Source organism: Vibrio sp. 1F279 (genome assembly GCF_041439815.1).
GTDB classification, from domain to species: Bacteria; Pseudomonadota; Gammaproteobacteria; order Enterobacterales; family Vibrionaceae; genus Vibrio; species Vibrio tasmaniensis_A.
Genome location: NZ_JBGOOU010000023.1, coordinates 61,583 through 88,386 on the forward strand (window position 1 = coordinate 61,583; position 26,804 = coordinate 88,386).

Genomic DNA, 26,804 nt, shown 5'->3' on the forward strand with positions numbered 1-26,804 from the left:
ACGAGCCTCTCATATTACTGGAAATTCTAAAATTTCATTTTTTATTCGAAAAGCTGATAAGGGATGAGATTCATCGATAAATAGGTGAAATGAATGGGCTAATATTATCGATATCAGTTGCGCATCGATTGAGCAGCTTTGGGAGGCGCCTTGCAGAACACTATAAAGTAATCGATCTAAGTCACGAATTAACATTCGTTGTAATCATTGTTTCATTCCATTTTGTTACATTACGCAACGAATTTTCTACTAATCCACTTTGGAGCTCCAAAATGAAAGTTGCAATGAAACCTTTGTCATTGGCTGTACTTGCTGGTCTTGGTCTGACTTTAGCAGGCTGCACAACAACACCAGATACCGATGAAGTGATTAAATTACGTGTCGTAGAAACGACGGATATCCATACCAACCTAATGGATTACGACTACTACAAAGACAAGCCGTCGAAAAAAATCGGCTTAGCACGTACTGCAACTCTAGTAAAAGAAGCTCAAAGCGAAGTAACCAACAGCGTATTAGTTGATAACGGTGACTTGCTGCAAGGTAGCCCGATGGGTGACTACATGGCAGACAAAGGCATCGAAGCGGGCGAAGTTCACCCTGCATATAAAGCAATGAACCAACTAAGCTATGACGCTGCAAACCTAGGTAACCACGAATTCAACTACGGTCTTGAGTTCCTAGAAGAGTCAATCAACGACGCTGACTTCCCATACATCAGTGCTAACGTTTACGATGCAGAAACCAAAGAACACTACTTCACGCCTTACATCATCAAGACGCACACCTTTGAAGATACTGCTGGCGTAGAACATGAAGTAAAAGTGGGTTACATCGGTTTTGTTCCACCACAAATCATGACGTGGGATAAGAAGAACCTTGAAGGCAAAGTGATCGCTCGCGATATCATTGAGACAGCTAACGAGTTAGTGCCTCAAATGAAAGCGGAAGGCGCTGAAGTAATCGTTGCTATCCCTCACTCAGGCGTATCAACTGACCCGTACAAAAATGGCGAAGAGAACTCAACGTTCTACCTATCTGAAGTAGACGGCATTGATGCAATCGCATTTGGTCACTCTCACGCAGTATTCCCAGGAAAAGGTTTTGATGACATTCAAGGCATCAACAACGAAACGGGCACAATGAACGGCGTTGCGGCAGTAATGCCAGGCCGCTGGGGTAGCCACGTTGGTGTTATGGATCTAACACTTGCACAAAAAGACGGTAAGTGGGAAGTCGTTAAAGGCCAATCAGAAGCACGCCCAATCTACGACAAGGTAGAAAAGAAATCTCTTGCTGCTGCTGATGAAGGCATCGTTTCTGCACTAGAAAAAGACCACGCAGGTACTCGTGAATTTGTTAACCAACCGATTGGTAAAGCAGACGATGTGATGTACAGCTTCTTGTCTCTAGTACAAGACGATCCAACTGTTCAAATTGTGAACCTTGCGCAAAAAGATTACGTTGAGCAGTTCATCCAAGGTGATCCAGACTTAGATGGCACACCTGTACTTTCAGCAGCTGCACCATTCAAAGCAGGCGGCCGTAAGAATGACCCAGCGAACTTCACTGAAGTTGAATCTGGTCAACTGACATTCCGTAACGCGGCTGACTTATACCTTTACCCGAACACGCTAGTTGCAATGAAGGTAACAGGCCACGAAGTAAAAGAGTGGCTTGAGTGTTCTGCTGGTCAATTCCAACAAATAGATGTTAATTCGACCGCACCACAGCAGTTGGTTGAATGGGACGGCTTCCGCACTTACAACTTTGATGTCATCGATGGCGTTGAGTACCAAATCGATGTTACACAACCAGCAAAATACGATGGTAACTGTAAAGTTATTAATGAAGGCTCTGAGCGTATCGTAGGTCTAACTTACCAAGGTAAGCCAATCGACGTGAAGCAAGACTTCCTGATCGCAACCAACAACTACCGAGCATACAGCAATAAGTTCCCAGGTACGGGTGAAGACTTCATCGCATTTGATGCACCAGATGAGAACCGTACTGTTCTAGCAAACTACATCTCTCGAGTGAGCAAAGAGCAAGGTCAAGTGAGCCCAACGGCTGATAACAACTGGTCATTTGCGCCAATCAAAACGGATAAAAAGCTAGATATCCGCTTTGAAACATCTCCAAGCGACAAAGCGGCAGAGTTCATCAAAGAAAAGGGTCAATACCCGATGAAACGTGTTGCGACTGACGATGTTGGTTTTGCTGTTTACCAGATTGACCTAACTAAATAGATTGCTTAAGTAATCCATAGTTAACGTTCTGAAAGGCTGAGTTTAACGACTCAGCCTTTTTCTTTTGTTATTTATAAACCGAATCCACTGCCCTACTTTTCTCACCGTAAACACCCGCTAATTCAACCCCCAAACAGCACCACTCAAACCGTCAATCGATTTAAGTCCCCACAAAAAAACACGAATCAGCTGTAAGTTTTTCTCTGCTCCTCCTGTCTATTTAATTTACTACACTCAATGAATGGCCAATAAGCCATTCATCTATAGGATAGATAAGGGTATTTGATGAGCACCGTCGAGAGTATTCAAGCATGGTTAAATACAGGAGAAGAATCGCTGCTATGGCTGATGCTTGGCATTATCGCGCTTTCTTACTTGCTTGAAGATCTGGCGATTGTTACAGCGGCAGGTGTAGCAACTCAAGGACTCATGCTTCCTCAATATGCGTTGCTTGCCATTTTCATCGGCATTGCCACAGGTGATCTCGGTCTCTACTACCTAGGCAAATCAGGACGTTATTTCCGCGGCGTTCGTTACAAAGCCCTCACCAACCGATACTTTCGTGCACTTCGTACTAAATTACGTCAAAACGCTTTCAGCAGTCTTTTTGTCATCCGCTTTATTCCTGGGCTTCGTACCGTCGGTTTTACCTTAAGTGGCTTTTTCGCAATCCCACTGCCTACTTTCTTGTTTGCCGTTATTAGTGCCACTGCGCTCTGGACTGGCATTGTCTTCTCTGCCATCTACTATTTAGGGACATCAGCGTGGCTGCAAGCCTCTGAATATCAATGGATCATCATCCCGTGTGCCATCGCTTTGCTGTTTATCGGCAATCGATTAATGAATAGAACCTACTCTAGAGGATTATCATGAGTTCACCGCAAGATATTCGCATCATTCCAGCACATCAAATCAATGCAGGTATGCCCTTGCTTGAAAAAGATACCGTACGCAGTGTCTCTCCTTATGAGTTTCTTCCAACGTGGTTCTTCTACACGCCAGTGGTGATTCAAAGCCTGATGCAAGGGTTGCGGCACTTTGACTGGGCACTGCCGCTCATCGCCAACCCGAGTATTAAGTTAAGCGGCATGGTCGGCGAATCAAAACACGAGATACTGAGCCTTGCTGGATCATCGAGTCAGCGTTGGATCTCTCCGTTTATCACCTTAACCAAAACGGATCTTAGCAGTAAGAAACAAGCCGAAGATGCGCGCAGCGCACTCATACAGTCGGATCTCGATTTCCCCATTGTGGCTAAACCGGATCTTGGCTGTCGAGGTGTTGGCGTTAAGCTGATCAACACACAAGATCAACTTGAGCAGTATGTTGAGTCTTTCCCAAATAATGCTCGCTTTCTATTGCAAGAAAAGGCGCCTTATCAAGCCGAGGCGGGTGTTTTCTATGTTCGCTACCCAAATAAAAAGCAAGGCGAGATCATCTCGATCACACTCAAGTACGCACCAATGGTGACGGGTGATGGCAGCTCGACACTCAAGCAGTTAATTGAAAATAGCCCGCGTGCTGGGCAGCTTAGTCACCTGTATCTACCGAGACATGAAGATAAATTAGATCAAGTGCTCGCAGAGGGCGAAGAGTTCCAACTCGCGTTCGCAGGTAGCCATAGCCGTGGCTGTATCTTCCGAGACGGCAATCAATACATCACTCAGGTTTTAACCGAACGCTTAGATGAGATATTCGACGACTTCGATGGCTTTCACTTTGGTCGACTCGACGTCAAATTCAAGGACATGCACAGCCTAATGAACGGCGAGGACTTCACCATCCTTGAGGTCAATGGAGCAAGCAGTGAGGCCGGGCACATCTGGGATCGCAACACACCGCTGCGAGAGATATTTTCGACGCTACTCCTGCAATACCGCATTCTTTTTGATATTGGCGCTCAACAGAAACAAAGAGGCCACCAGCCTCCTTCTTTTAAGAGCTTATTTAACGCGTGGCAAGAAGAGCGACGTCTTGTTCAACAATATCCGACCACCGATTAACTTTGTACGAGGATCATGAATGAACCCCATAGCCCAACCGAGCGCCCTCACTTCTTTCTCTCCTAGTATCAAGGGAGCGGTAGAGATATTGAATCAGGGTTTAGAGTTTTTGTTAGCCATATCTGACAGCGACTATCTGACACGAGCAAAGCCGCACGTCACAAGTTCTATTGGTGAGCATACTCGTCACACGCTCGATCTTTTTCACGCTTTGATTTTAAAAGAGAATGCGACCGTTGATTACAACACTCGTCGTCGTGGTCACCCCGTCGAATTCGATAGGTCGATTGCGTTGAAAGAGATCCATTACGTGATCAATTGGCTTGAACGATTAGACCGTAGAGATCTCGAAGCACCTATCATGATCCAAACCGAAGTTTCGATGGATACACAAGTATTCGCCAGCCTGCCTTCTACGCTAGAAAGAGAGGTTACCTTTGCTGCGCTGCACGCCAATCATCATTACGCGATGATCAAAGTGATCACGACCTTTCTTGATGTCGAAACATGCAACACCTTTGGTTATGCCCCAACCACCAGCAGCTATTTGAGGGAGCAATAATCATGTGTTCAGTATCTTGGCTGCTTGAAGAGAATGGCTATCAGGTCTTCTTTAATCGTGATGAACAAAAGACACGGGCACTGGCGATGCCACCGAAACAATATCGAGTTAACGGCGTCGATATCATCATGCCACTCGACCCAACCGGCGGTGGTAGCTGGATCAGTATCAATGAGTTCGGGCTTTCGTTATGCCTTCTCAATAACTATCAAGGTATCGTACCTGATGGACTTTTAGTCAGCCGTGGTTTGCTACTCAAGAATCTATCATCGAGTCGTAACATCAGTCAGCTCTCTGAAGCATTTCATCAGCTCGACCTGCACTCTTTTGCCCCGTTTACCTTGTTGGCTTTTGCGCCGAACTTAACTCAGAACAATGGGTTGGTTATCGCCTACATGTGGGATGGTATTCAACAGCACATCGTCGACACTGATTCTCCACTCTTCTCATCCGGTGTTGATTTAGAGCGAGTACAAGCCTACCGACAAGCAAAATACGATCAGCTTATGACAACAGGTAAGAATCAGCAGAACTTACTTCAATTTCACTCTCACCATCATAGCGAACAGCCTCATTTAGCAACCTGTATGCATCGTGAAGACGCACATACGGTGAGCTTTACACACTTACGTAATCTACATGGCCAAGCCTCGATGTTTTATGCACCCGGCTCGCCTTGTGAACCCATTAAGCCATGCCAGATAAATCAACAGCGCTTTACCTTCGATTTATCACCCGTAATCAATCTATAGGAATCCATCATGAGAAAACTATTAACCATGGTCATGCTACTTGTTAGCCCATACGTATTTGCCGACGATGAAATCTACACAGGGTTCTTTAGCAGTAAGGCGCTCGATGGCTACGACACTGTGGCTTATTTCACTTCAGGTAAGCCCATTGAAGGCAATAAAAAATTCAGCACCGAGTACAAAGGCGCGGACTGGTATTTCTCTTCTGAAAAGAATCTGACTTTATTTGTTAATAATCCTGAAAAATATGCCCCTCAATATGGGGGTTATTGCGCTTGGGCTGTTTCAGAAAAAAGTGACTTTGCACCCGGTGACCCGAACCAATGGACAATTGTTGATAACAAGCTTTACCTCAACTACGACCAAGAGATTAAACAGCGTTGGGAACAAGACCAAGCACAACATATTCAAAAAGCCGACACCATTTGGCCGCAACTGATCAAATAAGGGAATAACCATGACATTCACTCCAGCTAAACATATTCCTGCGGCATTTATCGCTTTCGTATTTGTTCAGTCGCTGTTTTTTAAGTTCACAGGCTCATACGAGACTGAGCATATCTTTGGCACCTTGGCGACATGGTCTGGCTTAAGTTGGTTCGGTTCATTTGGCGGCTACTTGATTGGGTTCGCTGAATTGATTGCGGCCATTTTCTTGTTTACTCGTTGGCATGGTCTGGGTGCCATCATGAGTGTGGCGATTATGAGTGGCGCGATATTTTTCCATCTGTTTACGCCACTCGGTATTCAAATGCCTGAGTTTAACGCAGCGGGTGAAATTGTCGGTTATGACGGCGGATTACTGTTTGGCATGGCATGCCTAGTATGGCTTTGTGGTGCATTTTTAAGTGTAAAAGATTTCAAGAATCAAGACGGTTTCCTAAACAACTTTAGTCAATAAGGTAGCTTCATTATGATTGATAGTCCTTTTCGTTTACCACGTTACACGCCTTTTGGTTTAGGTGAGTCTGTTGTCGAGTGGGCAACTGGGCTATCTAAGCTAGATAAGCTCTATCAAGATAGACCTGATGAGTTATCTAGCTTTGAATTCATGCATCACACCTTGTCAGCATTGAATATCGACTATTCCGTTTCAGCAGGCGCCACTGATAATATTCCCGAACAAGGGCCAGTAGTCATTGTAGCTAACCACCCGCTTGGTGCGATTGAAGGCGTGATCCTTGCTGATCTCGTAGGATCGGTAAGAAAGGATGTGAAGGTGTTGGCCAATGAGTTGCTCAAGCGACTGCCTGAACTGGATGATCTTTTCATTGGGGTCGATGTCTTTAACAGTAAAGAATCGAAACGCACCAATGCTAAAGCTATTCGAGATGCCAATCGTCATTTAGCAGACGGTGGACTCTTGATTGTGTTCCCTGCTGGCGAAGTATCGAGTTACCGTAAAGGGGCCAAGACACTAACAGACATCGAGTGGAGCAAATCAGTCGCAAAGTTTGTTAAGCGTCACCAAGCCACCACGGTGCCTATCTTTATCAATGGCAAGAACAGTGAGCTTTTCTACCAAGCGGGCCGTGTTCACCCACTACTGAGAACGGCTTTACTTGGCCGTGAACTTCTTAATAAACAGGCGACGACTATCTCGATCTCGATTGGCTCTTCGATTCCGTATTCAGAGATCAAATCGTTTGAAAAAGAGATGGATATCGTCAACTACCTACGACTCAATACCTACCTAATGAGTCAACAAGATAGCCCGAATATGCCAATCCACGCGCCCTCTTTTGACACCCAAGTGATTGCGCCTATTCCACCAGAAGTGTTGGCAATAGAGGTCGGTTCTCTTCCTGAAGAGATGAAGTTACTTGAGCAAGGGGACTTCGAGGTCTACTGTACGCCAAGCCAATCTATTCCTAACTTAATGCGCGAAATTGGTCGAGTTAGAGAAGAGAGTTTCCGAGAAGTCGGAGAAGGCAGCGGGCTTGCCTGTGATTTAGATGAGTATGACCTTTACTACCATCAACTGTTTGTTTGGAATAAAACCAAGGCTGAATTAGTGGGTGCATACCGACTTGGTATGGTCGACAAGCTCATCGCTGAGCACGGGCTTGATCAACTCTATTCCCGCAGTCTGTTTAACTACAATCAAGAATTCATCGATACCTTAGACAACAGTATCGAGCTTGGGCGTTCTGTAGTAAGCAAGCCTTATCAAAAGAGCCTTAACTCACTATTACTATTGTGGAAAGGTATCGCGGCCTTCGTGTATCGTCACCCTCAATACACTCACCTATTCGGCCCTGTCAGTATCAGTAATGATTACAGTCATAATGCGCGTCTGTTGATTGCGACGACCTTATCCATACACCATTACGATGAACAAAAGGCGAATCTGGTTTCTCCTTCGTCACCACTCAATACCAGTAATAATGTGTTCTGGCAGAATCACCTGCTATCGTCATTGGCGAGTGTTCCTCTGCTCTCTAAAGTGTTAGCACGTATGGAGCAAGGGAAAGGCCTACCGGTACTGCTACGCCAATACTTAGGGATGAACGGTAAACTTGTGTGCTTTAACGTCGATCCATCGTTTAATGATGCCTTGGATGGCTTGATTGTGGTTAATCTTAAGAAAGTACCGTTGAAAACCCTAGGCAAATACATGGGCAGAGACCTCGCTCAAGATTATCTAGAGCAGCACGCTCGACGTTGATTTAGCCTGCTCTGTACCTCTCCCCAAATAAGTGCGATGATCTCGGTACTTATTTGGGTTAGGTTATTTTCATGCACACCTCTTTTATCGAACAACTACAAAGCTTTGACTTCTCTGAGAGTCAGATTGAATCTCTATTAGCTGTCGCGAAACCGCTTGAACTGCCAACCCGACACATACTGATCAATCAAGGTGAAATGGCGAGTTCGATCTACTTTGTACTTGAAGGCTTATGCCACGCTTGTTATCTCACTAATGACGGTAAGCAATACAGCAAAGAATTCTACTGGGAACAAGACTGGATCATCGGCTTTGAGAGTTTGATAAAGAACCAAGCGTCCCCTTACCTATTAGAAACGCTCACACCCATCACAATGTTAGAACTGCCAATGAATGCGGTTATCGAGTGGCGTGCATCAAATAACCCTCTGTATTTAAAGCTGTTAGAAACTCAGCTCATGCACAAGGAAAACAAAGAACGCTTTATGTTGCTTTATACCCCAGAGCAACGCTACCAACTGTTCTGCGAACATTACCCCGACCTTGAACAGCGCTTGAACGACAATCAAATTGCGGCTTACCTCGGTATAACCGCGATCAGCCTGAGCAGAATCAAAGGTCGAATTAACAATAGTTAATGCCAACAATCATCGCACATAGTACATTCAGAGCATCGATAATCTCTGGATGTAAACATGATCACTTGGCACTCAATTCCCTTCTCTGAACTTTCAACACAACAGCTTTATCAACTACTTAAATTACGAGTCGATGTGTTCGTTGTTGAGCAAAATTGCCCTTATCCAGAGCTCGATGGTAAAGATACACTCGCAGGTGTTGAACACTTGCTTGGCTATGCTGATGCAGAGCTAGTGGCGTGTGCACGTTTGTTACCACCAGGTACTTCTTACGACAATACCAGCATCGGCCGAGTGGCGACCAAGCTATCAGCAAGAGGTGATGGCTTGGGTCATCAATTGATCAAAGAAGCGTTAACACGCTGTGAGACTCTTTGGCCGAGCAAGACCATCGATATTGGCGCGCAACAACACCTAGAAAACTTCTATGCGAATCACGGCTTCAAAACGATCTCTGAGATGTACTTGGAAGACGGTATTCCGCACATTGATATGAGATTAGAGAAGTAATGTCGAATATCACTGTCGGTATCCTATTGCTGATTGCAGGTAATTTGTTTGCCTCGCTTTCCGACGTAGCGGTAAAACTGTTGAATGGCGAAGTGCCACCTCTTCAGTATATTTTTTTCCGACAGTTGATATCTCTGCTCATCATCACCCCTTTGTGGCTACAGCAGAAAAAGGAACAACGACGCTTACAGCAAGCCAAAGTGACCATCATACGCGGACAGCTAATACTAATTGGCAGTGGATGTATGGTTGTCGCGATTACCCACTTATCTTTGGCTACCGCCAACGCTGTATTTTATGTCGCGCCCTTATTGATGCTGCCTCTATCTATGTTTCTACTGAAAGAGCAACCAGCACTTGGCAAGGTCATCGCCACCACTATCGGTTTTATTGGTGCATTGATTGTCTTGAGGCCATCGCAATTTCATTGGGCTGCATTGTTTGCATTAGGCACAGCTCTGACGCTCGCACTGTTCAATGTATTGGTAAGAAAGCTTCCGAGTGAGCAAACGGTGATCACTACGCTGTGGTGGACAACGTTATTCTCTATTCCAGCATCATTGGTACTGTGCTTCCTATACTGGCAACCGGTATCGGTGGAGCATTTGGGATACATAGCACTCAGTGCAACGTTAATCTTGAGTTACAACGGCCTTGCGGTTGCTGCCTACCAAAAAGCACACTCTAGCCAAATTGCCTTGGCTGAGTATTCAGGACTGGTGTTTGTCGCGTTAATAGGTGCAATATGGTTTGATGAGATACCAGATACGTTAACCTTTATCGGTATTATGCTCATCATCTTGCCACTCGCCCCTTTCAAGCGACCAAAAAAAAGAGCTAATGCTTAGCTCTTTTCTATCGTTTATATGTGTCTGGTGAAGTGCTTTAACTCAGGTTCACTATTCATCTATTTACTGCGACCAAAGCCACCATCTGATAACCGGAAAAACATCACCGAAGTATTGCCTTTCTCAAGCTGAAGAATGTCTAGTTGCCCAGTCTCGGCTAGTTTGAATCGAACCAGCTGGCCTTTACGAATCTGGCTAAGCGGCTTGTCTGCACCTTCAATACGAACCAAAGCGTTAAGATCAGACAGCGGTAGATCATTATTTCGGAACACTTGAGCTAACGTATCTCCTTGCTTAACAAGATACTCTTGCCAACTGGTTGGCTCAGAAGAATTACTTTTAGCATTTTTCTGCTCGCTTAAGCCAACAGTATTTATCTCAAGCTCAACACGAGATGTTGCTGGTGCGTTGTCTACTTTAGGCTCTGGTAGCGGTGCAAACAATAAGATTAATATGATCGGCGAAATCACCATCAATAATTTCTGGTGTAATTTCGGCAATGATCCCCAAGTTTGCAATGTTGAGGTTTTCATTTTCTTTAGATCGATCGAGCTTAGTTTCTCTTTGACCTGATTCAGTCGGTCCTTGAACTCTGCTAAGTGGTCTACTTTCTGTTTTTTCTTTTGACGACGATTCATGCCACTGCGTCCTATACATTGAATAACTACAGTATAAAAACCAAAGTACCAACAGTATAGATCTTTCCGCGACAACAGAGAGCAAAGCAAGAAAATTGACATAGCTGTGATTTGGACACGGTAAAGCGTAAGTGATCAGAGGCTAGCCGTTTATTCAGGCTGCTAATACTGGTATTCTTACCCTTTTCGTACTGACAAAAAGAGTGACTTTTCATGTCTGAAGTAAAATTTGAAACTGTAGAGCAAAAAGCTAGCTACGGTATCGGTCTACAAATGGGCCAACAACTTGCTGGTTCTGGTCTTGAAGGCCTAAACGTTGATGCAATCGCTGCTGGTATCGCAACAGCTCTAGTTGGCGACATGCCAGCTATCGAAGTTGACGAAATCAACAACGCACTACAAGAGCTACACACTCGTGGTGAAGCTGCACGTCAAGAACTAGCTAAAGCTGCTGCTGCTGACGGCGAAGCTTTCCTAGCTGACAACGCTCTTCGTTCAGAAGTTACAGTTCTTGAGTCTGGTCTTCAGTACGAAGTACTAACTGAAGGTACTGGTGAAATCCCAACTGCAGACAAGCAAGTACGCGTTCACTACCACGGCGAGCTAACTGACGGTACAGTTTTCGATAGCTCTGTATCTCGCGGTCAACCTGCTGAATTCCCAGTAACTGGCGTAATTCAAGGTTGGGTACAAGCTCTACAAATGATGCCTGTTGGCTCTAAGTGGAAGCTATACATCCCTCAAGATCTAGCATACGGTGAGCGTGGCGCAGGTGCTGCAATCCCACCATTTGCTGCTCTAGTATTCGAAGTAGAACTTCTAGCAATTCTTTAATTTCTATAAAAACCTTTAGTGAAACAAAAAACTATAGGTAAATTAGACTGAATTAGCTCAACGGCGATGTGACTACATCGCCGTTTTTCGTTTATAGTGAAAGAGTAAATTACTTTATTACTTAAGGACGAATAATGAAGAAAGTACTCATCACCGTTTTAAGCAGCCTTGCTGTGGTATCTTGCGCTAGTACTAGCGAGTCAGAACAAGTTAGTTCAACTTCTGATATTAACTATTCCCAACTATCACAAACAGCCCTTATGACCGCTGTAGACATGTGGTCTCAAAAAAATGAAGCCACACCATTTACGAGCACCCTTGCTAATTCCCTAAGTGACAAAGCATCTGTAACAAATGAGCAAGCTATAGGTGGAGTAGGCTCCATGCTAGCTCTTGCCCAAAATACCCTTGATAACTTTGACAACCAAGAGCTCGAAATGCTTTTCCCTGGAATGTCGACGCTTGATTCTACCGGTTTAACGTCAGTATTGGACTCAAAAACATCTGTTGAAAATGCATTTTCAGGATTAGGTATGGATTCATCAATGGTTGCGGCGTTTGCACCAATCATTATTCAAGGGCTAGAGTCACAAGGCGCAACAAGCGGTCTCGTTGATTCACTCGAAGCTATTTGGTTGTAATAACCAGTGATTAATAATTGATTTAAAATACTTAAAGGGCGCTTCGGTGCTCTTTTTTGTGCGCTGAACAAAAGAGATACGAGATACGAGATACGAGATACGAGATACGAGATACGAGATACGAGATATTATTGAGAAATGGAGCAGAGAAGGTAAAGAAAAGTGCCAAATATCGTGGTGCAATTCTTATGTCGGTCTCCTAATTCTACAGATACAAAAAAGCCGAGCTAATGCTCGGCTTTTGTATTAAGAATCTAGTATAGATTACTCAGCAGCTTCTTCAGCAGCTGGGCGGTCTACAAGCTCAATGTAAGCCATTGGAGCTTTATCACCAGTACGGAAACCACATTTAAGAATGCGAGTGTAACCACCTTGGCGAGCCGCGAAACGCGGGCCTAGTTCATTAAATAGTTTTGCCACAACTTCGTTATCACGAGTGCGAGCAAATGCAAGACGACGGTTAGCAACACTGTCTGTCTTAGCTAGGGTAATCAATGGCTCAATTACGCGACGTAGTTCTTTTGCTTTAGGCACGGTAGTTTTAATAACTTCGTGACGAACAAGAGAGCTAGCCATGTTGCTGAACATCGCTTTGCGATGACTGCTGTTGCGGTTGAGTTGACGACCACTTTTACGATGGCGCATGACCTAATCCTTCTAACTTTTCGATTAATCTTCAGCGATTGACGCTGGTGGCCAGTTTTCTAGGCGCATGCCTAGAGAAAGACCACGTGAAGCAAGCACATCTTTAATCTCTGTAAGAGATTTCTTACCAAGGTTTGGCGTTTTAAGTAGCTCAACCTCAGTGCGCTGTACAAGATCACCGATGTAGTGAATCGCTTCTGCTTTCAAACAGTTAGCAGAGCGAACTGTTAGTTCAAGATCGTCTACAGGACGTAGTAGGATAGGATCGAATTCTGGCTTCTCTTCCTTCTCCTCAGGTACACGTACATCACGAAGATCTACGAACGCATCCAGTTGTTCAGCTAAAATAGTAGCTGCACGACGGATAGCTTCCTCAGGTTCTAGAGTACCGTTCGTTTCCATATCGATAACAAGCTTGTCTAAGTCAGTACGTTGTTCTACACGTGCCGCTTCAACAGCATAGGCGATTTTATCGACCGGGCTGTAAGTAGCGTCAACAAGTAGACGACCGATTGGACGCTCATCTTCTTCAGTATGGATACGAGCTGAAGCTGGAACGTAACCACGACCACGTTCTACTTTGATACGCATAGCGATCTCAGCGTTGTCATCCGTTAGGTGACAAATTACGTGCTCAGGGTTAGCGATCTCTACATCACCATCGTGGGTGATGTCACCTGCAACAACAGGGCCTGAGCCTGATTTGTTCAGTGTAATAAACACTTCATCTTTGCCTTCAGCAACGCGTACAGCTAAACCTTTAAGGTTTAGAAGGATTTCCAGGATATCTTCCTGAACGCCTTCTTTAGTGCTGTATTCGTGTAGCACACCTTCGATTTCAACTTCTGTTACGGCACAACCCGGCATAGAAGATAGAAGAATGCGGCGAAGAGCATTACCTAGAGTATGGCCGAAACCGCGCTCTAATGGCTCAAGAGTTACTTTCGCGTGTGTCGTATTGATCTGTTCAATGTCAACAAGACGCGGCTTAAGAAATTCTGTTACAGAACCCTGCATTGTGTCCTCTCTTTTTTTAACCTTACTTAGAGTAAAGTTCGACGATCAAGTGTTCATTGATGTCAGCTGATAGGTCAGAACGCTCAGGCATACGCTTGAATGTACCTTCCATTTTGCCAGCATCTACTTCAATCCAAGTTGGCTTTTCACGTTGTTCAGCAACTTCTAGAGCCGCTTTAATACGAGATTGCTGTTTAGCTTTCTCGCGGATAGAAACAACGTCGTTTGCCGCTACTTTGAAAGAAGGAACGTTTACAACTTTACCGTTAACTAGAATAGACTTGTGGCTAACTAGTTGACGAGATTCAGCACGAGTAGCGCCAAAGCCCATACGGTAAACTACGTTATCAAGACGACCTTCAAGAAGCTGAAGCAGGTTTGCACCTGTGTTGCCTTTAAGACGTGCAGCTTCTTTGTAGTAGTTGCGGAATTGTTTTTCTAGAACGCCGTAAATACGACGAACTTTTTGCTTCTCACGAAGCTGAACGCCATACTCAGATAGACGACCGCGACGAGCGCCGTGTACACCTGGTGCGTTATCAATTTTACACTTGGTATCGATCGCACGGACACCAGACTTAAGGAATAAGTCAGTACCTTCGCGACGGCTAAGCTTCAGCTTAGGACCCAAATATCTTGCCATGATCTTTCTCCAATATTCCTAGAAACGAAACTTAAACGCGACGTTTCTTAGGTGGACGACAACCGTTATGAGGGATTGGTGTCGCATCAACAATGTTAGTGATACGGAAACCAGCAGCGTTCAGTGCACGAACAGTAGATTCGCGACCTGGACCTGGACCCTTAACCATAACTTCCAAGTTCTTTAGGCCATATTCTTTAGCCATTTCACCACAACGCTCAGCTGCAACTTGTGCTGCGAACGGAGTAGATTTACGAGAACCACGGAAACCTGAACCACCTGCTGTAGCCCATGCAAGAGCGTTGCCTTGACGGTCAGTGATAGTTACGATTGTGTTGTTGAAAGAAGCATGAATGTGCGCTACGCCATCAGCTACTTGCTTGCGTACGCGCTTACGCGCGCGAGTTGGTTGTTTTGCCATTGTACTCTACCTTATCCGACTATTTCTTGATCGGCTTGCGCGGACCCTTACGGGTGCGAGCGTTGGTTTTAGTACGCTGTCCACGTAGTGGTAGACTGCGACGATGACGAAGACCGCGGTAACAGCCAAGGTCCATAAGACGCTTGATGTTCATCGATACTTCACGACGTAGATCACCTTCTACAGTGTATTTAGCTACACCATCACGCAGTTGATCGATCTGCTCTTCAGTTAGTTCACTGATCTTAGCATCTTCAGCAATACCCACTTCAGCTAGAATAGCTTGAGAGCGAGTTTTGCCAATACCGTAGATTGCAGTAAGTGCAATTACAGAATGCTTATGATCAGGAATGTTAATGCCGGCTATACGGGCCATTATTCACTCCTAAGGGGGTTCATAAAAGAATTATCCGCAGCAAAGCCCGTTATGGATACGCTGCGGCATACTACTTCTTTTGCACGCAAAAGGTAGGCCGAGGAATATACTCGACTCTACCTAGTATTTCAAGTAAAAATTTCTGCTGATTAGCCTTGGCGTTGCTTATGCTTTGGCTCACTGCAAATCACGCGAACGACACCGTTACGCTTGATAACTTTACAGTTACGGCAGATTTTTTTAACGGAAGCACGAACTTTCATTGCTAAACTCCGTAAATGGAATCGAAATAATTACTACCGAATTAACGGCCGTAACCTTTCAGATTCGCTTTCTTTAACACAGAATCATACTGTTGTGACATCAGATGAGTCTGTACCTGTGCCATGAAATCCATGATAACTACCACTACGATTAGTAGTGATGTGCCGCCGAAGTAGAAACGAACGTTCCACGCGACCATCATGAATTCAGGAATCAGACATATAAAAGTAATGTATAGAGCGCCCGCAAGGGTTAGCCTAGTCATCACTTTATCGATATATTTCGCTGTCTGCTCACCTGGGCGGATACCGGGTACGAATGCACCAGACTTCTTCAAATTATCAGCTGTTTCACGCGGGTTAAACACCAACGCTGTATAGAAGAAACAGAAGAAGATTATAGCTGCTGCATAAAGCATTACATACAAAGGTTGACCTGGGCTAAGAGCTAATGACACGTCAGTTAACCAACCGAACGCGCTGCTTTCACCATTTTGACCAAACCATTGTGCTAATGTTCCTGGGAACAAAATAATACTTGATGCAAAAATCGCTGGAATAACACCTGCCATATTAATCTTAAGAGGCAAGTGAGAGCTTTGAGCTGCAAAAACTTTACGACCTTGTTGACGCTTCGCATAGTTAACGACGATACGACGTTGACCACGTTCCATGAAAACTACGAAGTAAATTACAGCAAAAGACAATACCGCGATAAACAACAGAAGAAGCACATGCAATTCACCTTGACGCGCTTGCTCGATTGTTTGACCGATTGCAGAAGGCAATCCAGCAACAATACCTGCAAAAATCAGAATGGAAATACCATTACCGATTCCTCGCTCAGTGATTTGTTCACCTAACCACATCAAAAACATGGTACCAGTTACTAAACTCACGGTAGCAATAAGCGTAAACATGGTTTGGTTGATAACAACCAGATTGTCGACCATGTTTGGTAAGCCTGTTGCGATACCAATAGCTTGGAATGTTGCAAGTACAAGCGTGCCGTAGCGTGTATATTGGCTTATCTTACGACGGCCTGCTTCACCCTCTTTTTTGAGTTCCGCTAACGCTGGATGAACTACAGTTAGCAATTGGACTACGATCGATGCCGAAATGTACGGCATGATACCCAATGCTAATATAGATGCACGCTCAAGAGCACCACCGGAGAACATGTTAAACATTTCTACGATGGTACCTTTTTGCTGATCGAACAAATCGGCAAGTACAGCTGCGTCAATACCAGGGATCGGCACAAAAGAGCCGGCTCGGAATACTAAAAGTGCACCAATTACGAATAATAAGCGCGACTTTAGTTCACTTAAGCCGCTCTGAGCACTACGAAAATCTTTTCCTGGTTTCTTAGCCATCTGTACCTCGTTCCTCGAGATTATTCCTCGATTTTACCGCCTGCAGCTTCGATTGCAGCTTTAGCGCCTTTAGTCACGCGTAGACCTTTAACAGTCACAGCTTTGCTTAGGTCACCAGAAAGAACGATCTTAACAAACTCGATGTTCTTAGTGATAACGTTAGCAGCTTTAAGGCTGTTAAGATCAACTACGTCACCTGTTACTTTCGCTAGCTCAGCTAGACGAACTTCAGCAGACACTAGGCTCTTACGAGAAGTGAAACCGAATTTAGGTAGACGTTGTTTTAGAGGCATTTGACCGCCTTCAAAACCTGGACGAACAGAGCCGCCAGAACGTGACTTTTGACCTTTGTGACCGCGGCCACCTGTTTTACCAAGGCCAGAACCGATACCACGACCTACACGCTTCTTAGAAGGTTTAGAGCCAGCAGCCGGTGATAGAGTATTCAAACGCATTCTGATTACTCCTCAATCTTAACCATGTAGTAAACCTTGTTGATCATACCGCGTACGCACGGAGTATCTTCAAGTTCTACTGTATGGTTGATGCGACGAAGACCTAGACCTTTAAGACACGCTTTGTGCTTAGGTAGGCGACCAATTGAGCTTTTAGTTTGAGTTACTTTAATAGTTGCCATCGTGTGCTTACTCCGAAATAGATTCAACAGTTAGACCACGTTTAGCAGCAACCATTTCTGGTGACTTAACGTCTACTAGAGCACCAATCGTTGCGCGAACAACGTTGATTGGGTTCGTTGAACCGTATGCTTTAGAAAGAACGTTATGTACGCCTGCAACTTCAAGTACGGCACGCATTGCACCACCGGCAATAACACCTGTACCTTCAGCAGCTGGCTGCATGTAAACTTTAGAGCCCGAATGACGACCTTTCACCGGGTGGTGAAGAGTGCCTTCGTTAAGCGCAACAGTAACCATGTTACGACGCGCTTTTTCCATTGCTTTTTGAATCGCTGCAGGTACTTCACGAGCTTTGCCGTAACCGAAACCTACGCGACCATTACCGTCACCAACTACTGTTAGTGCAGTGAAGCTCATGATTCGACCACCTTTAACCGTCTTAGATACACGGTTAACAGCGATCAGCTTTTCTTGCAAATCATTAGCTTGTTGTTGTTCTTTAGCCATCTTCCAACCCTACCTTAGAATTTCAGACCAGCTTCGCGAGCAGATTCTGCTAGCGCCGCTACTCGACCGTGGTATTGGAAACCAGAACGGTCAAATGCAACTGAAGCTACGCCTTTTTCAAGAGCGCGCTCAGCAACAGCTTTACCAACTGCTTTAGCTGCATCGACGTTACCAGTGTTCTTAACTTGCTCACGGATCGCTTTTTCTACAGTAGAAGCAGCTGCGATAACCTCAGAGCCGTTTGCCGAGATAACTTGAGCGTAAACATGGCGAGGAGTACGATGTACTACCAGGCGAGTTGCACCAAGTTCTGCAATCTTACGACGTGCACGTGTAGCACGACGGATGCGAGATGCTTTCTTATCCATAGTGATACCTTACTTCTTCTTAGCTTCTTTAGTACGCACATTTTCATCTGCGTAACGAACACCTTTGCCTTTGTAAGGCTCAGGAGCACGGTAAGAACGAATGTCAGCCGCAACTTGACCTACTACTTGCTTATCGCAACCAGTAATAACGATCTCAGTTTGGCTAGGGCACTCAGCTTTAATACCTTCAGGTAGAGCGTGCTCTACTGGGTGAGAAAAACCAAGAGTTAGACCTACAGCGTTGCCTTTCATAGCAGCACGGTAACCAACACCCTTAAGAGTTAGCTTCTTAGTGAAGCCCTCAGTAACACCCACAACCATGTTATTAACTAGAGCGCGAGCTGTACCAGCTTGTGCCCATGCGTTAGTAACACCTTCTTTCGGACCGAAAGTTAGGTTGTTTTCTTCCTGTGCAATAACTACGGCGCTGTTAAGAACGCGAGTAAGCTCACCTTTGCTACCTTTTACAGTAACTTCTTGGCCGTTTAGTTTCACCTCTACGCCAGCTGGAATAGCGACAGGTGCTTTAGCAACACGAGACATAATCTACTCCTTAAGCTACGTAACAGATGATTTCACCGCCAAGACCTGCTTTACGAGCAGCACGGTCAGACATCAGACCCTTGGAAGTAGAAACAACTGCAATACCAAGACCACCCATCACTGTAGGTAAAGAGTCTTTATTTTTATAAACTCTTAGACCAGGACGTGATACGCGCTTGATTTGCTCGATTACAGGTTTAGCTTGGAAGTACTTAAGAGTAACTTCTAGCTCAGGTTTTGCTTCGCTGTCAACAGCGAAGTCTACGATGTAACCTTCAGCTTTAAGTAATGCAGCAATTGCAACTTTAAGCTTTGAAGAAGGCATTTTTACAGCAACTTTATTTGCTGCCTGACCGTTACGAACGCGGGTCAGCATATCCGAAATCGGATCTTGCATGCTCATAAGATTTACTCCAAATGATTAAGTGGCAATTACCAGCTAGCCTTACGAAGACCCGGAATCTCGCCTTTCATGCAAGCTTCGCGAACCTTAATACGGCTTAGACCGAATTTACGTAGGTAACCGTGTGGACGACCAGTTTGGTTGCAACGGTTGCGCTGACGTGATGCACTTGAATCACGTGGAAGAGATTGCAGTTTAAGAACCGCATTCCAACGATCTTCTTCAGATGCGTTTACATCGCTAATGATAACTTTTAGCGCAGAACGCTTTTCAGCGAACTTAACTACTAGTTTTGCACGTTTAGCTTCACGTGCTTTCATTGATTGTTTAGCCATAACAGTAACCCTACCCTTACTTACGGAATGGGAAGTTAAAGGCAGCCAGCAGAGCTCGGCCTTCCTCATCGGATCCCGCAGATGTCGTGATAGTAATATCAAGACCGCGGACACGATCGACTTTATCGTAGTCGATTTCCGGAAAGATGATTTGCTCGCGAACGCCCATGCTGTAGTTACCGCGTCCGTCAAAAGACTTAGCGCTAACACCACGGAAATCACGTACACGTGGAAGTGCGATAGAGATTAAACGCTCTAAAAATTCCCACATGCGCTCACCACGCAAGGTTACTTTACAACCAATTGGGTAGCCTTCACGAATTTTGAAACCAGCTACAGATTTACGCGCTTTCGTGATAAGAGGCTTTTGACCAGAGATCGTTGCCATATCAGATGCTGCGTTTTCTAGCAGTTTCTTATCGTTGATTGCTTCACCAACGCCCATGTTTAGGGTGATTTTCTCAATCCTAGGGACTTGCATGACGCTTGTGTAGCTGAACTCTTTGGTAAGCTCAGCGACTACAGACGACTTGTAGTAATCATGCAGTTTCGCCATAGTAGAACTCCAAATTACTTCTAATTAGTTAGAAACAGTTTCGCCGTTAGATTTGAAGAAACGAACTTTCTTGCCATCTTCGATACGGAAACCGATACGGTCTGCTTTACCAGTAGCCGCGTTAAAGACTGCAACGTTAGAAGCATCAATAGCTGCTTCTTGTTCAACGATGCCACCTTGTTGACCTAGAGCCGGAACCGGCTTTTGGTGTTTTTTAACAAGATTGATGCCTTCAACAACAACTTTACCAGTTGTCAGAACCTTAGTTACTTTACCTTTCTTGCCTTTATCTTTACCAGCAAGAATGATTACTTCGTCATTACGACGGATTTTAGCTGCCATGTTGCCGCTCCTTACAGAACTTCAGGTGCAAGTGATACAATCTTCATGAATTTCGCGTTACGAAGTTCACGAGTCACAGGACCAAAGATACGTGTGCCGACTGGTTGCTCAGTAGTGTCATTTAACAATACACAAGCATTACTGTCGAAGCGAATGACAGAACCGTCTGGGCGACGAACGCCTTTACGGGTGCGCACTACTACCGCCTTCAGAACATCACCTTTCTTTACTTTACCGCGAGGAATCGCTTCCTTCACTGTAACCTTGATGACGTCACCGATATGTGCATAACGGCGGTGAGAGCCACCCAGAACCTTAATACACATTACCTTGCGCGCGCCAGAGTTATCTGCTGCGTCAAGTGTACTTTGCATCTGGATCATTGTTAGTGCTCCGCTAAATATTAAAACTAGACCCTCTCGGGTCGGGCTGCCTCTTTAAAAGGGACGCGAATTGTACCACCCTTTTTTTAAATTGGGTAGACAAAAAACAAGCGGCTCCAAAAAATTATTTGGAGCCGCTTATAAGTTATAGAATTACAAAGATTAAATCTTCGCTTTTTCTAGAACTTTAACCAATGTCCAAGACTTAGTCTTAGACAGAGGACGACACTCAGCGATTTCAACTTTGTCGCCTAGGCCACAAGTGTTGTCTTCGTCGTGTGCGTGTACTTTAGTCGTGCGTTTGATGAACTTACCGTAAATTGGGTGTTTTACAGTACGCTCAATAGCAACAACGATAGACTTGTCCATCTTGTCACTTACTACACGGCCTTGCTGGATGCGGTTAGTTTCGCTCATTATGCGCCTGCCTTTTCAGTCAAAACAGTTTTCACACGTGCGATGTCACGGCGTACAGCTTTTAGAGTATGAGTTTGCTGTAGTTGACCAGTTGCAGCTTGCATGCGCAAGTTGAACTGTTCACGTAGCAAATTCAATAGCTCAGCGTTAAGCTCTTCAACGTTCTTTTCGCGTAGATCTTGTGCTTTCATCACATCACCTGCTTAGTTACAAAAGTAGTTTTAACAGGCAGTTTACGTGCCGCTAGGCGGAACGCTTCACGTGCCAACTCTTCAGGTACGCCATTCATCTCGTACATAACTTTGCCTGGTTGGATTTGAGCAACCCAGTACGCAACTGAACCTTTACCTTTACCTTGACGAACTTCAAGAGGCTTTTCAGTAATCGGTTTGTCTGGGAAAACACGGATCCAGATTTGACCTTGACGCTTAATGTGACGTGTCATAGCACGACGTGCCGCTTCGATTTGACGTGCAGTCAGACGACCACGGCCAACAGCTTTAAGACCGAATTCGCCGAAGCTTACTTCAGTACCTTTAGCTAGACCACGGTTACGACCAGTCATAACCTTGCGGAACTTAGTACGTTTTGGTTGTAGCATCGTTCGACTCCTTACTTACGGCCTTTACGCTGCTTCTTAGGCTTATCGCCTTTTGGCTCTACTGCGTTAGCAGCTGGCATACCGCCTAGAATCTCACCTTTGAAGATCCAAACTTTAATGCCGATCACACCGTATTGGGTGTGAGCCGAAGAAGTTGCGTAATCAATGTCTGCACGTAGAGTGTGTAGAGGCACACGGCCTTCACGGTACCACTCTGAACGTGCGATTTCAGCACCGCCAAGACGGCCGCCTACTTGTACTTTGATGCCTTTAGCGCCTAGACGCATAGCATTTTGTACCGCACGCTTCATTGCACGACGGAACATAACACGACGCTCTAGTTGAGACGCGATGCTATCAGCTACAAGCTGACCATCTAGCTCAGGCTTACGTACTTCAGCGATGTTAATTTGCGCTGGTACACCTGCGATTTTAGCTACAGCTGCGCGTAGCTTCTCTACGTCTTCACCTTTCTTACCGATAACAACGCCAGGACGAGCTGTGTGAATAGTCACACGGATGCTCTTCGCTGGACGCTCGATAACGATACGAGATAATGATGCTTTTTGTAGTTCCTTGGTAAGGAACTGACGTACCTTGAAGTCGCCGTCTAGGTTGTCAGCGAATTCGTTGGTATTAGCAAACCATGTAGCATTCCAAGGCTTAACGATGCCAAGACGAATACCATTAGGATGTACTTTCTGACCCATTGCTTACTCTCCTAGTCTTTAGCGATCTGCTACAACAATAGTGATGTGGCTTGAACGCTTCAAGATACGATCCGCACGACCTTTAGCACGAGGCATAATACGCTTCATGATAGGGCCCTCATCTACGAAGATTTTAGCGACATTTAGATCGTCGATATCTGCACCTTCGTTATGTTCCGCGTTAGCGATAGCTGACTCAAGAACTTTCTTAACTAGTACAGCAGCTTTTTTGTTGCTGAAAGTTAGAATTTCTAGAGCCTGGTCTACCGACTTACCGCGAATTTGGTCTGCAACTAAGCGAGCTTTCTGTGGAGAAATACGAGCAAAGTTATGTTTAGCTAAAGCTTCCATCATCTACTCCTTATTTCTTCTTAGCTTTCTTATCTGCAGCATGACCGCGATAAGTACGAGTTGGTGCAAATTCGCCCAGTTTGTGACCGATCATTTCTTCGGTAACGAAAACTGGAACGTGCTGACGACCATTATGGACAGCGATGGTCAAACCAATCATTGTTGGGATGATCATTGAGCGACGGGACCAAGTCTTAATAGGCTTTTTGTCTCCGCTTTCCACCGCTTTCTCTACCTTCTTCAGCAAGTGTAGGTCAATAAAAGGACCTTTCTTGAGAGAACGTGGCATGGCGATTCCTCTTTATAAATTATTTAGTGCGACGACGTACGATGTACTTGTCAGTGCGCTTGTTCTTACGAGTCTTGAAGCCCTTAGTAGGAACGCCCCAAGGAGAAACTGGGTGACGACCACCAGATGTGCGGCCTTCACCACCACCATGTGGGTGATCCACCGGGTTCATTACTACACCACGTACGGTTGGACGTACGCCGCGCCAGCGTGAAGCACCAGCTTTACCAAGTTCACGTAGCATATGCTCAGAGTTACCAACTTCACCGATCGTTGCACGACCTTCAGAAAGAACTTTGCGCATTTCACCAGAACGTAGACGGATAGTTACGTATGCACCATCGCGAGCGATGATTTGAGCATAAGCACCAGCCGAACGAGCTAGTTGAGCACCTTTACCAGGCTTAAGTTCAACACAGTGTACAGTAGAACCTACTGGGATGTTGCGCATCGGCAGAGTGTTACCTGCTTTGATTGCAGCATCTACGCCAGATTGAATCTGGTCGCCTGCGTTAACACCTTTAGGTGCAATGATGTAACGACGCTCACCGTCTGCGTACAGAACTAGAGCGATGTTAGCACTACGGTTTGGATCGTATTCTAGACGCTCAACTTTCGCTGGGATGCCATCTTTAGTACGTTTGAAGTCAACCAGACGGTAATGGTGTTTATGACCACCACCGATGTGACGTACTGTAATACGACCGTTGTTGTTACGACCACCGTTCTTAGAGTTTTTCTCTAGAAGTGGTGCGTATGGCTTACCCTTGTGCAGGTCAGCGTTAACAACTTTAACGACGTGACGACGACCAGGGGAAGTCGGCTTACATTTAACAATAGCCATTTTTACTACTCCTGTTATTCCGCGCCGCCAACGAAGTCAAGATCTTGACCTTCTTTCAAAGTAACGTAGGCTTTCTTAACGTCTGAACGACGGCCTTCACGCATACCTTGACGTTTGGTCTTACCCTTTAATACAAGAGTATTTACAGACTTAACTTCAACTTCAAATAGCTTTTCTACAGCTGCTTTGATCTCTTTCTTAGTTGCATCTTTAGCTACTTTGAAAACGATAGTGTTCGCTTTCTCAGCTGCCATAGTTGCTTTTTCAGAGATGTGCGGAGCACGTAGAACTTTTAAGATACGCTCTTCAGTGATCATGCTAGCATCTCCTCAACTTGCTTAACTGCATCAGCAGTCATCAGAACCTTGTCGAAAGCGATTAGTGATACTGGATCAACACCAGCAACATCACGTGCATCTACTTTGTATAGGTTACGAGCAGCTAAGAATAGATTTTCATCTACTTCGCCAGTCACAATCAGAACGTCATTTAGCTCAAGCTCTTTAAGCTTAGCTACAAGTTCTTTTGTTTTTGGTGCTTCTACAGAGAAGTTATCAACAACGATTAGACGCTCTTGACGAATCAACTCAGAAAGAATGCTTTTCATAGCACCGCGGTACATTTTCTTGTTAACTTTTTGGCTGTGATCTTGTGGTTTCGCAGCAAAAGTAACACCACCTGTACGCCAGATTGGGCTACGAATTGTACCAGCACGTGCACGGCCAGTACCTTTTTGGCGCCATGGCTTAGCACCGCCGCCTGATACTTCAGAACGAGTCTTTTGAGCACGAGTACCTTGACGAGCACCTGCTGCATACGCAACAACTACTTGGTGTACTAGAGCTTCGTTAAAGTCACGTCCGAAAGTAGTCTCGGAAACAGTTAGTGCATCAGCACCTTTAACCATCAATTCCATTACTTACTCCTAGACGTTATGCTTTAACAGCAGGTTTTACGATCACGTTACCGCCTGTTGAGCCTGGTACTGCACCTTTAATAAGGAGTAGATTGCGCTCAGCGTCAACACGTACGATCTCTAGGTTTTGAGTCGTTACACGCTCAGCACCCATGTGACCTGCCATTTTCTTGCCTTTAAACACGCGGCCTGGAGTTTGACATTGGCCAATTGAACCCGGTGCGCGGTGAGACAAAGAGTTACCGTGAGTCATATCTTGAGTAGAGAAGTTCCAACGCTTGATAGCGCCTTGGAAGCCTTTACCTTTAGATGTACCAGTAACGTCTACTTTTTTAATTTCGTTGAAAAGTTCTACGTTTAGCTCAGCGCCAACTTCAAACTCTTCGCCGTTTTCTAAACGGAATTCCCAAAGACCGCGACCTGCTTCAACACCCGCTTTCGCGAAGTGACCAGCTTCAGGTTTAGTTACACGGTTAGCTTTCTTAGCACCAGTAGTTACTTGGATTGCTGCGTAGCCGTCTGTCTCAAGAGTTTTAACTTGAGAAATACGGTTCGCTTCAACCTCAACAACAGTTACTGGGATAGAAACGCCTTCTTCAGTAAATACGCGGGTCATACCCACTTTACGTCCGACTAGACCAATCATTATTCTTATCTCCCTTAACCTAGGCTGATTTGAACATCAACGCCAGCTGCAAGATCAAGACGCATTAGAGCATCAACAGTTTTATCTGTTGGCTCAACGATGTCGATCAAACGCTTGTGAGTACGAATTTCGTACTGATCACGTGCATCTTTGTTGACGTGTGGAGAGGTAAGAACAGTGAAACGCTCTTTACGAGTAGGAAGTGGAATAGGACCACGAACCTGTGCGCCAGTACGTTTTGCTGTTTCAACGATTTCCGCAGTTGAAGCATCGATTAGCTTGTAATCAAACGCTTTAAGGCGGATACGAATACGTTGGTTCTGCATGAGACAGAGCTCCAATTATTAAAAATTACACAAACAATATCGCCACTCAAGCTCGAAAGAACGAGAGAATGCCGATTGATTTATGTGAAACCGTAGCATCCAAGATTAGGACGCATTGTCAGTTAACTTTTGAAGTAAACACAAGGTTTACTATTTTTATTAACCGCGAACATAAGCTGAGTATACATTACTAGGTAAGACCTACTCCTCAGTGCTCATTGGTTCACAAACCGGCGTTAGCCAGTGCGATGCATTATACAGATCACGTTTTAGTATGCAAGTGGTGTTGGAAAAATAATCGGAATATATTTGTGCAGAGCATTCGAAGAAAAGTTGTGTAACAAAAGTAGAACGACAAGGAACGGGGATTATACTAAGGGAAAGCAAAAAAGTGGTGGAAAGTGGAAAAATAAAAGGGAAGCCGAAGCTTCCCTTTTCTTATGCAGTTCTTCTAATGAAGAGTGTGCAAAAATCTAAATGCTATTAAGCGAAGATTTTAGCTACAACACCAGCACCAACTGTACGGCCACCTTCGCGGATTGCGA

General features: G+C 45.0%; 42 protein-coding genes. 13 read left to right on the forward strand and 29 right to left on the reverse strand.

The genetic code is table 11. The annotated features are described in order from the left end of the window. Window positions 1-272: 272 nt before the first annotated feature. From ACED60_RS16490 to ACED60_RS16540, 11 genes are all read left to right on the forward strand, one after another. Window positions 273-2,249 carry a bifunctional 2',3'-cyclic-nucleotide 2'-phosphodiesterase/3'-nucleotidase gene (locus ACED60_RS16490; protein WP_017096578.1) on the forward strand — a complete coding sequence of 659 codons (1,977 nt, stop codon included), beginning with the start codon at window positions 273-275 and terminating at the stop codon, window positions 2,247-2,249. Window positions 2,250-2,534: 285 nt separating this feature from the next. After that, on the forward strand, window positions 2,535-3,122 hold the full coding sequence (locus ACED60_RS16495) for a DedA family protein (protein ID WP_371728015.1): 588 nt from the start codon (window positions 2,535-2,537) through the stop codon (window positions 3,120-3,122). Then, window positions 3,119-4,252, forward strand: a complete 1,134-nt coding sequence (locus ACED60_RS16500; protein ID WP_371728016.1) for a D-alanine--D-alanine ligase — start codon at window positions 3,119-3,121, stop codon at window positions 4,250-4,252. The genes ACED60_RS16495 and ACED60_RS16500 overlap by 4 nt, the downstream gene beginning before the upstream one ends. 19 nt (window positions 4,253-4,271) lie before the next feature. Next, window positions 4,272-4,814, forward strand: coding sequence for a DinB family protein (locus ACED60_RS16505; protein ID WP_017078811.1), 543 nt, complete (start codon window positions 4,272-4,274; stop codon window positions 4,812-4,814). Window positions 4,815-4,816: 2 nt separating this feature from the next. After that, a complete protein-coding gene (locus ACED60_RS16510; RefSeq protein ID WP_017086680.1) occupies window positions 4,817-5,566 on the forward strand; it encodes an NRDE family protein in 750 nt (249 codons plus the stop codon). A gap of 9 nt (window positions 5,567-5,575) precedes the next feature. Next, window positions 5,576-6,013 carry a YHS domain-containing (seleno)protein gene (locus tag ACED60_RS16515; RefSeq protein ID WP_371728017.1) on the forward strand — a complete coding sequence of 146 codons (438 nt, stop codon included), beginning with the start codon at window positions 5,576-5,578 and terminating at the stop codon, window positions 6,011-6,013. A gap of 10 nt (window positions 6,014-6,023) precedes the next feature. Beyond that, window positions 6,024-6,467 carry a hypothetical protein gene (locus tag ACED60_RS16520; RefSeq protein WP_371728018.1) on the forward strand — a complete coding sequence of 148 codons (444 nt, stop codon included), beginning with the start codon at window positions 6,024-6,026 and terminating at the stop codon, window positions 6,465-6,467. 12 nt (window positions 6,468-6,479) lie between these two features. Then, on the forward strand, window positions 6,480-8,234 hold the full coding sequence (locus ACED60_RS16525) for a lysophospholipid acyltransferase family protein (RefSeq protein WP_371728019.1): 1,755 nt from the start codon (window positions 6,480-6,482) through the stop codon (window positions 8,232-8,234). A 71-nt stretch (window positions 8,235-8,305) separates the two neighbouring features. Continuing rightward, window positions 8,306-8,872 (forward strand): Crp/Fnr family transcriptional regulator, encoded by a 567-nt coding sequence (locus tag ACED60_RS16530; RefSeq protein WP_004735262.1) that lies wholly within the window; start codon window positions 8,306-8,308, stop codon window positions 8,870-8,872. A 57-nt stretch (window positions 8,873-8,929) separates the two neighbouring features. Continuing rightward, window positions 8,930-9,382 carry a GNAT family N-acetyltransferase gene (locus ACED60_RS16535; RefSeq protein WP_371728020.1) on the forward strand — a complete coding sequence of 151 codons (453 nt, stop codon included), beginning with the start codon at window positions 8,930-8,932 and terminating at the stop codon, window positions 9,380-9,382. Next, the gene (locus tag ACED60_RS16540) at window positions 9,382-10,230 is read left to right on the forward strand and encodes a DMT family transporter (protein WP_012604900.1); all 849 of its coding nucleotides are present in this window, start codon (window positions 9,382-9,384) and stop codon (window positions 10,228-10,230) included. The genes ACED60_RS16535 and ACED60_RS16540 overlap by 1 nt, the downstream gene beginning before the upstream one ends. 59 nt (window positions 10,231-10,289) lie before the next feature. Here ACED60_RS16540 and ACED60_RS16545 read toward each other — a convergent pair whose 3' ends face one another. Next, window positions 10,290-10,868 (reverse strand): LysM-like peptidoglycan-binding domain-containing protein, encoded by a 579-nt coding sequence (locus tag ACED60_RS16545; protein WP_371728021.1) that lies wholly within the window; start codon window positions 10,866-10,868, stop codon window positions 10,290-10,292. A gap of 213 nt (window positions 10,869-11,081) precedes the next feature. Here ACED60_RS16545 and ACED60_RS16550 point away from each other — a divergent pair, with 213 nt between their 5' ends. Next, window positions 11,082-11,702 carry an FKBP-type peptidyl-prolyl cis-trans isomerase gene (locus ACED60_RS16550; RefSeq protein WP_008220519.1) on the forward strand — a complete coding sequence of 207 codons (621 nt, stop codon included), beginning with the start codon at window positions 11,082-11,084 and terminating at the stop codon, window positions 11,700-11,702. Window positions 11,703-11,836: 134 nt separating this feature from the next. Beyond that, window positions 11,837-12,343, forward strand: coding sequence for a DUF2780 domain-containing protein (locus tag ACED60_RS16555; RefSeq protein WP_065679716.1), 507 nt, complete (start codon window positions 11,837-11,839; stop codon window positions 12,341-12,343). 264 nt (window positions 12,344-12,607) lie between these two features. Here the strand turns inward: ACED60_RS16555 and rplQ are convergent, their stop codons facing one another. The 28 genes from rplQ to rpsJ form a co-directional block, all read right to left on the reverse strand. Continuing rightward, a complete protein-coding gene (rplQ, locus tag ACED60_RS16560) occupies window positions 12,608-12,988 on the reverse strand; it encodes a 50S ribosomal protein L17 (RefSeq protein WP_004729812.1) in 381 nt (126 codons plus the stop codon). 24 nt (window positions 12,989-13,012) lie between these two features. Next, window positions 13,013-14,005 carry a DNA-directed RNA polymerase subunit alpha gene (gene rpoA / locus ACED60_RS16565; protein WP_004729813.1) on the reverse strand — a complete coding sequence of 331 codons (993 nt, stop codon included), beginning with the start codon at window positions 14,003-14,005 and terminating at the stop codon, window positions 13,013-13,015. Between the two features lie 22 nt (window positions 14,006-14,027). After that, entirely contained in the window at window positions 14,028-14,648 is a 621-nt protein-coding gene (gene rpsD / locus ACED60_RS16570; protein WP_004738777.1) for a 30S ribosomal protein S4, read from the reverse strand. 31 nt (window positions 14,649-14,679) lie between these two features. Continuing rightward, window positions 14,680-15,069 carry a 30S ribosomal protein S11 gene (rpsK, locus tag ACED60_RS16575; RefSeq protein WP_004738778.1) on the reverse strand — a complete coding sequence of 130 codons (390 nt, stop codon included), beginning with the start codon at window positions 15,067-15,069 and terminating at the stop codon, window positions 14,680-14,682. A gap of 19 nt (window positions 15,070-15,088) precedes the next feature. Next, window positions 15,089-15,445: a 30S ribosomal protein S13 gene (gene rpsM, locus ACED60_RS16580; RefSeq protein ID WP_004738779.1), complete on the reverse strand. Its 357-nt coding sequence runs from the start codon at window positions 15,443-15,445 to the stop codon at window positions 15,089-15,091. 149 nt (window positions 15,446-15,594) lie between these two features. After that, complete coding sequence (gene rpmJ / locus ACED60_RS16585) at window positions 15,595-15,708, reverse strand: 50S ribosomal protein L36 (RefSeq protein ID WP_000868186.1); 114 nt, start codon at window positions 15,706-15,708, stop codon at window positions 15,595-15,597. 41 nt (window positions 15,709-15,749) lie between these two features. Then, window positions 15,750-17,084: a preprotein translocase subunit SecY gene (secY, locus tag ACED60_RS16590; RefSeq protein ID WP_004736759.1), complete on the reverse strand. Its 1,335-nt coding sequence runs from the start codon at window positions 17,082-17,084 to the stop codon at window positions 15,750-15,752. A 20-nt stretch (window positions 17,085-17,104) separates the two neighbouring features. Continuing rightward, entirely contained in the window at window positions 17,105-17,539 is a 435-nt protein-coding gene (rplO, locus tag ACED60_RS16595; protein WP_004736758.1) for a 50S ribosomal protein L15, read from the reverse strand. A 5-nt stretch (window positions 17,540-17,544) separates the two neighbouring features. Next, the gene (rpmD, locus tag ACED60_RS16600) at window positions 17,545-17,721 is read right to left on the reverse strand and encodes a 50S ribosomal protein L30 (protein ID WP_004736756.1); all 177 of its coding nucleotides are present in this window, start codon (window positions 17,719-17,721) and stop codon (window positions 17,545-17,547) included. Between the two features lie 7 nt (window positions 17,722-17,728). After that, window positions 17,729-18,229: a 30S ribosomal protein S5 gene (rpsE, locus tag ACED60_RS16605; protein WP_004736754.1), complete on the reverse strand. Its 501-nt coding sequence runs from the start codon at window positions 18,227-18,229 to the stop codon at window positions 17,729-17,731. Window positions 18,230-18,243: 14 nt separating this feature from the next. Continuing rightward, window positions 18,244-18,597: a 50S ribosomal protein L18 gene (gene rplR / locus ACED60_RS16610; protein ID WP_009847783.1), complete on the reverse strand. Its 354-nt coding sequence runs from the start codon at window positions 18,595-18,597 to the stop codon at window positions 18,244-18,246. A 9-nt stretch (window positions 18,598-18,606) separates the two neighbouring features. Further along, window positions 18,607-19,140, reverse strand: coding sequence for a 50S ribosomal protein L6 (gene rplF / locus ACED60_RS16615; RefSeq protein ID WP_009847784.1), 534 nt, complete (start codon window positions 19,138-19,140; stop codon window positions 18,607-18,609). Between the two features lie 10 nt (window positions 19,141-19,150). Beyond that, window positions 19,151-19,543 (reverse strand): 30S ribosomal protein S8, encoded by a 393-nt coding sequence (rpsH, locus tag ACED60_RS16620; protein WP_009847785.1) that lies wholly within the window; start codon window positions 19,541-19,543, stop codon window positions 19,151-19,153. Between the two features lie 29 nt (window positions 19,544-19,572). Continuing rightward, window positions 19,573-19,878 carry a 30S ribosomal protein S14 gene (gene rpsN, locus ACED60_RS16625; protein ID WP_004736747.1) on the reverse strand — a complete coding sequence of 102 codons (306 nt, stop codon included), beginning with the start codon at window positions 19,876-19,878 and terminating at the stop codon, window positions 19,573-19,575. Window positions 19,879-19,894: 16 nt separating this feature from the next. After that, window positions 19,895-20,434, reverse strand: coding sequence for a 50S ribosomal protein L5 (gene rplE / locus ACED60_RS16630; RefSeq protein ID WP_004736744.1), 540 nt, complete (start codon window positions 20,432-20,434; stop codon window positions 19,895-19,897). Window positions 20,435-20,458: 24 nt separating this feature from the next. Next, window positions 20,459-20,776 carry a 50S ribosomal protein L24 gene (gene rplX, locus ACED60_RS16635; protein ID WP_004736742.1) on the reverse strand — a complete coding sequence of 106 codons (318 nt, stop codon included), beginning with the start codon at window positions 20,774-20,776 and terminating at the stop codon, window positions 20,459-20,461. An 11-nt stretch (window positions 20,777-20,787) separates the two neighbouring features. Beyond that, window positions 20,788-21,159: a 50S ribosomal protein L14 gene (rplN, locus tag ACED60_RS16640; protein WP_004736740.1), complete on the reverse strand. Its 372-nt coding sequence runs from the start codon at window positions 21,157-21,159 to the stop codon at window positions 20,788-20,790. 162 nt (window positions 21,160-21,321) lie between these two features. Continuing rightward, entirely contained in the window at window positions 21,322-21,576 is a 255-nt protein-coding gene (gene rpsQ / locus ACED60_RS16645; RefSeq protein WP_004736739.1) for a 30S ribosomal protein S17, read from the reverse strand. Beyond that, a complete protein-coding gene (gene rpmC, locus ACED60_RS16650; RefSeq protein WP_004736737.1) occupies window positions 21,576-21,767 on the reverse strand; it encodes a 50S ribosomal protein L29 in 192 nt (63 codons plus the stop codon). The genes rpsQ and rpmC overlap by 1 nt, the downstream gene beginning before the upstream one ends. Beyond that, window positions 21,767-22,177, reverse strand: a complete 411-nt coding sequence (gene rplP, locus ACED60_RS16655; protein WP_004736736.1) for a 50S ribosomal protein L16 — start codon at window positions 22,175-22,177, stop codon at window positions 21,767-21,769. Before rplP ends, rpmC begins: the two co-directional genes overlap by 1 nt. 11 nt (window positions 22,178-22,188) lie before the next feature. Further along, window positions 22,189-22,887, reverse strand: coding sequence for a 30S ribosomal protein S3 (gene rpsC / locus ACED60_RS16660; protein ID WP_004736734.1), 699 nt, complete (start codon window positions 22,885-22,887; stop codon window positions 22,189-22,191). A gap of 18 nt (window positions 22,888-22,905) precedes the next feature. Beyond that, on the reverse strand, window positions 22,906-23,238 hold the full coding sequence (gene rplV / locus ACED60_RS16665) for a 50S ribosomal protein L22 (protein ID WP_004736732.1): 333 nt from the start codon (window positions 23,236-23,238) through the stop codon (window positions 22,906-22,908). A 10-nt stretch (window positions 23,239-23,248) separates the two neighbouring features. Then, window positions 23,249-23,527: a 30S ribosomal protein S19 gene (rpsS, locus tag ACED60_RS16670; protein ID WP_004736729.1), complete on the reverse strand. Its 279-nt coding sequence runs from the start codon at window positions 23,525-23,527 to the stop codon at window positions 23,249-23,251. A 19-nt stretch (window positions 23,528-23,546) separates the two neighbouring features. After that, window positions 23,547-24,371 (reverse strand): 50S ribosomal protein L2, encoded by an 825-nt coding sequence (gene rplB / locus ACED60_RS16675; RefSeq protein WP_012604912.1) that lies wholly within the window; start codon window positions 24,369-24,371, stop codon window positions 23,547-23,549. Between the two features lie 14 nt (window positions 24,372-24,385). After that, complete coding sequence (gene rplW, locus ACED60_RS16680; protein WP_004736765.1) at window positions 24,386-24,688, reverse strand: 50S ribosomal protein L23; 303 nt, start codon at window positions 24,686-24,688, stop codon at window positions 24,386-24,388. Beyond that, on the reverse strand, window positions 24,685-25,287 hold the full coding sequence (gene rplD, locus ACED60_RS16685) for a 50S ribosomal protein L4 (RefSeq protein WP_004736764.1): 603 nt from the start codon (window positions 25,285-25,287) through the stop codon (window positions 24,685-24,687). The genes rplW and rplD overlap by 4 nt, the downstream gene beginning before the upstream one ends. A 16-nt stretch (window positions 25,288-25,303) precedes the next feature. After that, a complete protein-coding gene (gene rplC / locus ACED60_RS16690; protein ID WP_004736763.1) occupies window positions 25,304-25,933 on the reverse strand; it encodes a 50S ribosomal protein L3 in 630 nt (209 codons plus the stop codon). A gap of 14 nt (window positions 25,934-25,947) precedes the next feature. Beyond that, window positions 25,948-26,259: a 30S ribosomal protein S10 gene (gene rpsJ, locus ACED60_RS16695; protein WP_004736761.1), complete on the reverse strand. Its 312-nt coding sequence runs from the start codon at window positions 26,257-26,259 to the stop codon at window positions 25,948-25,950. Window positions 26,260-26,804 lie beyond the last annotated feature (545 nt).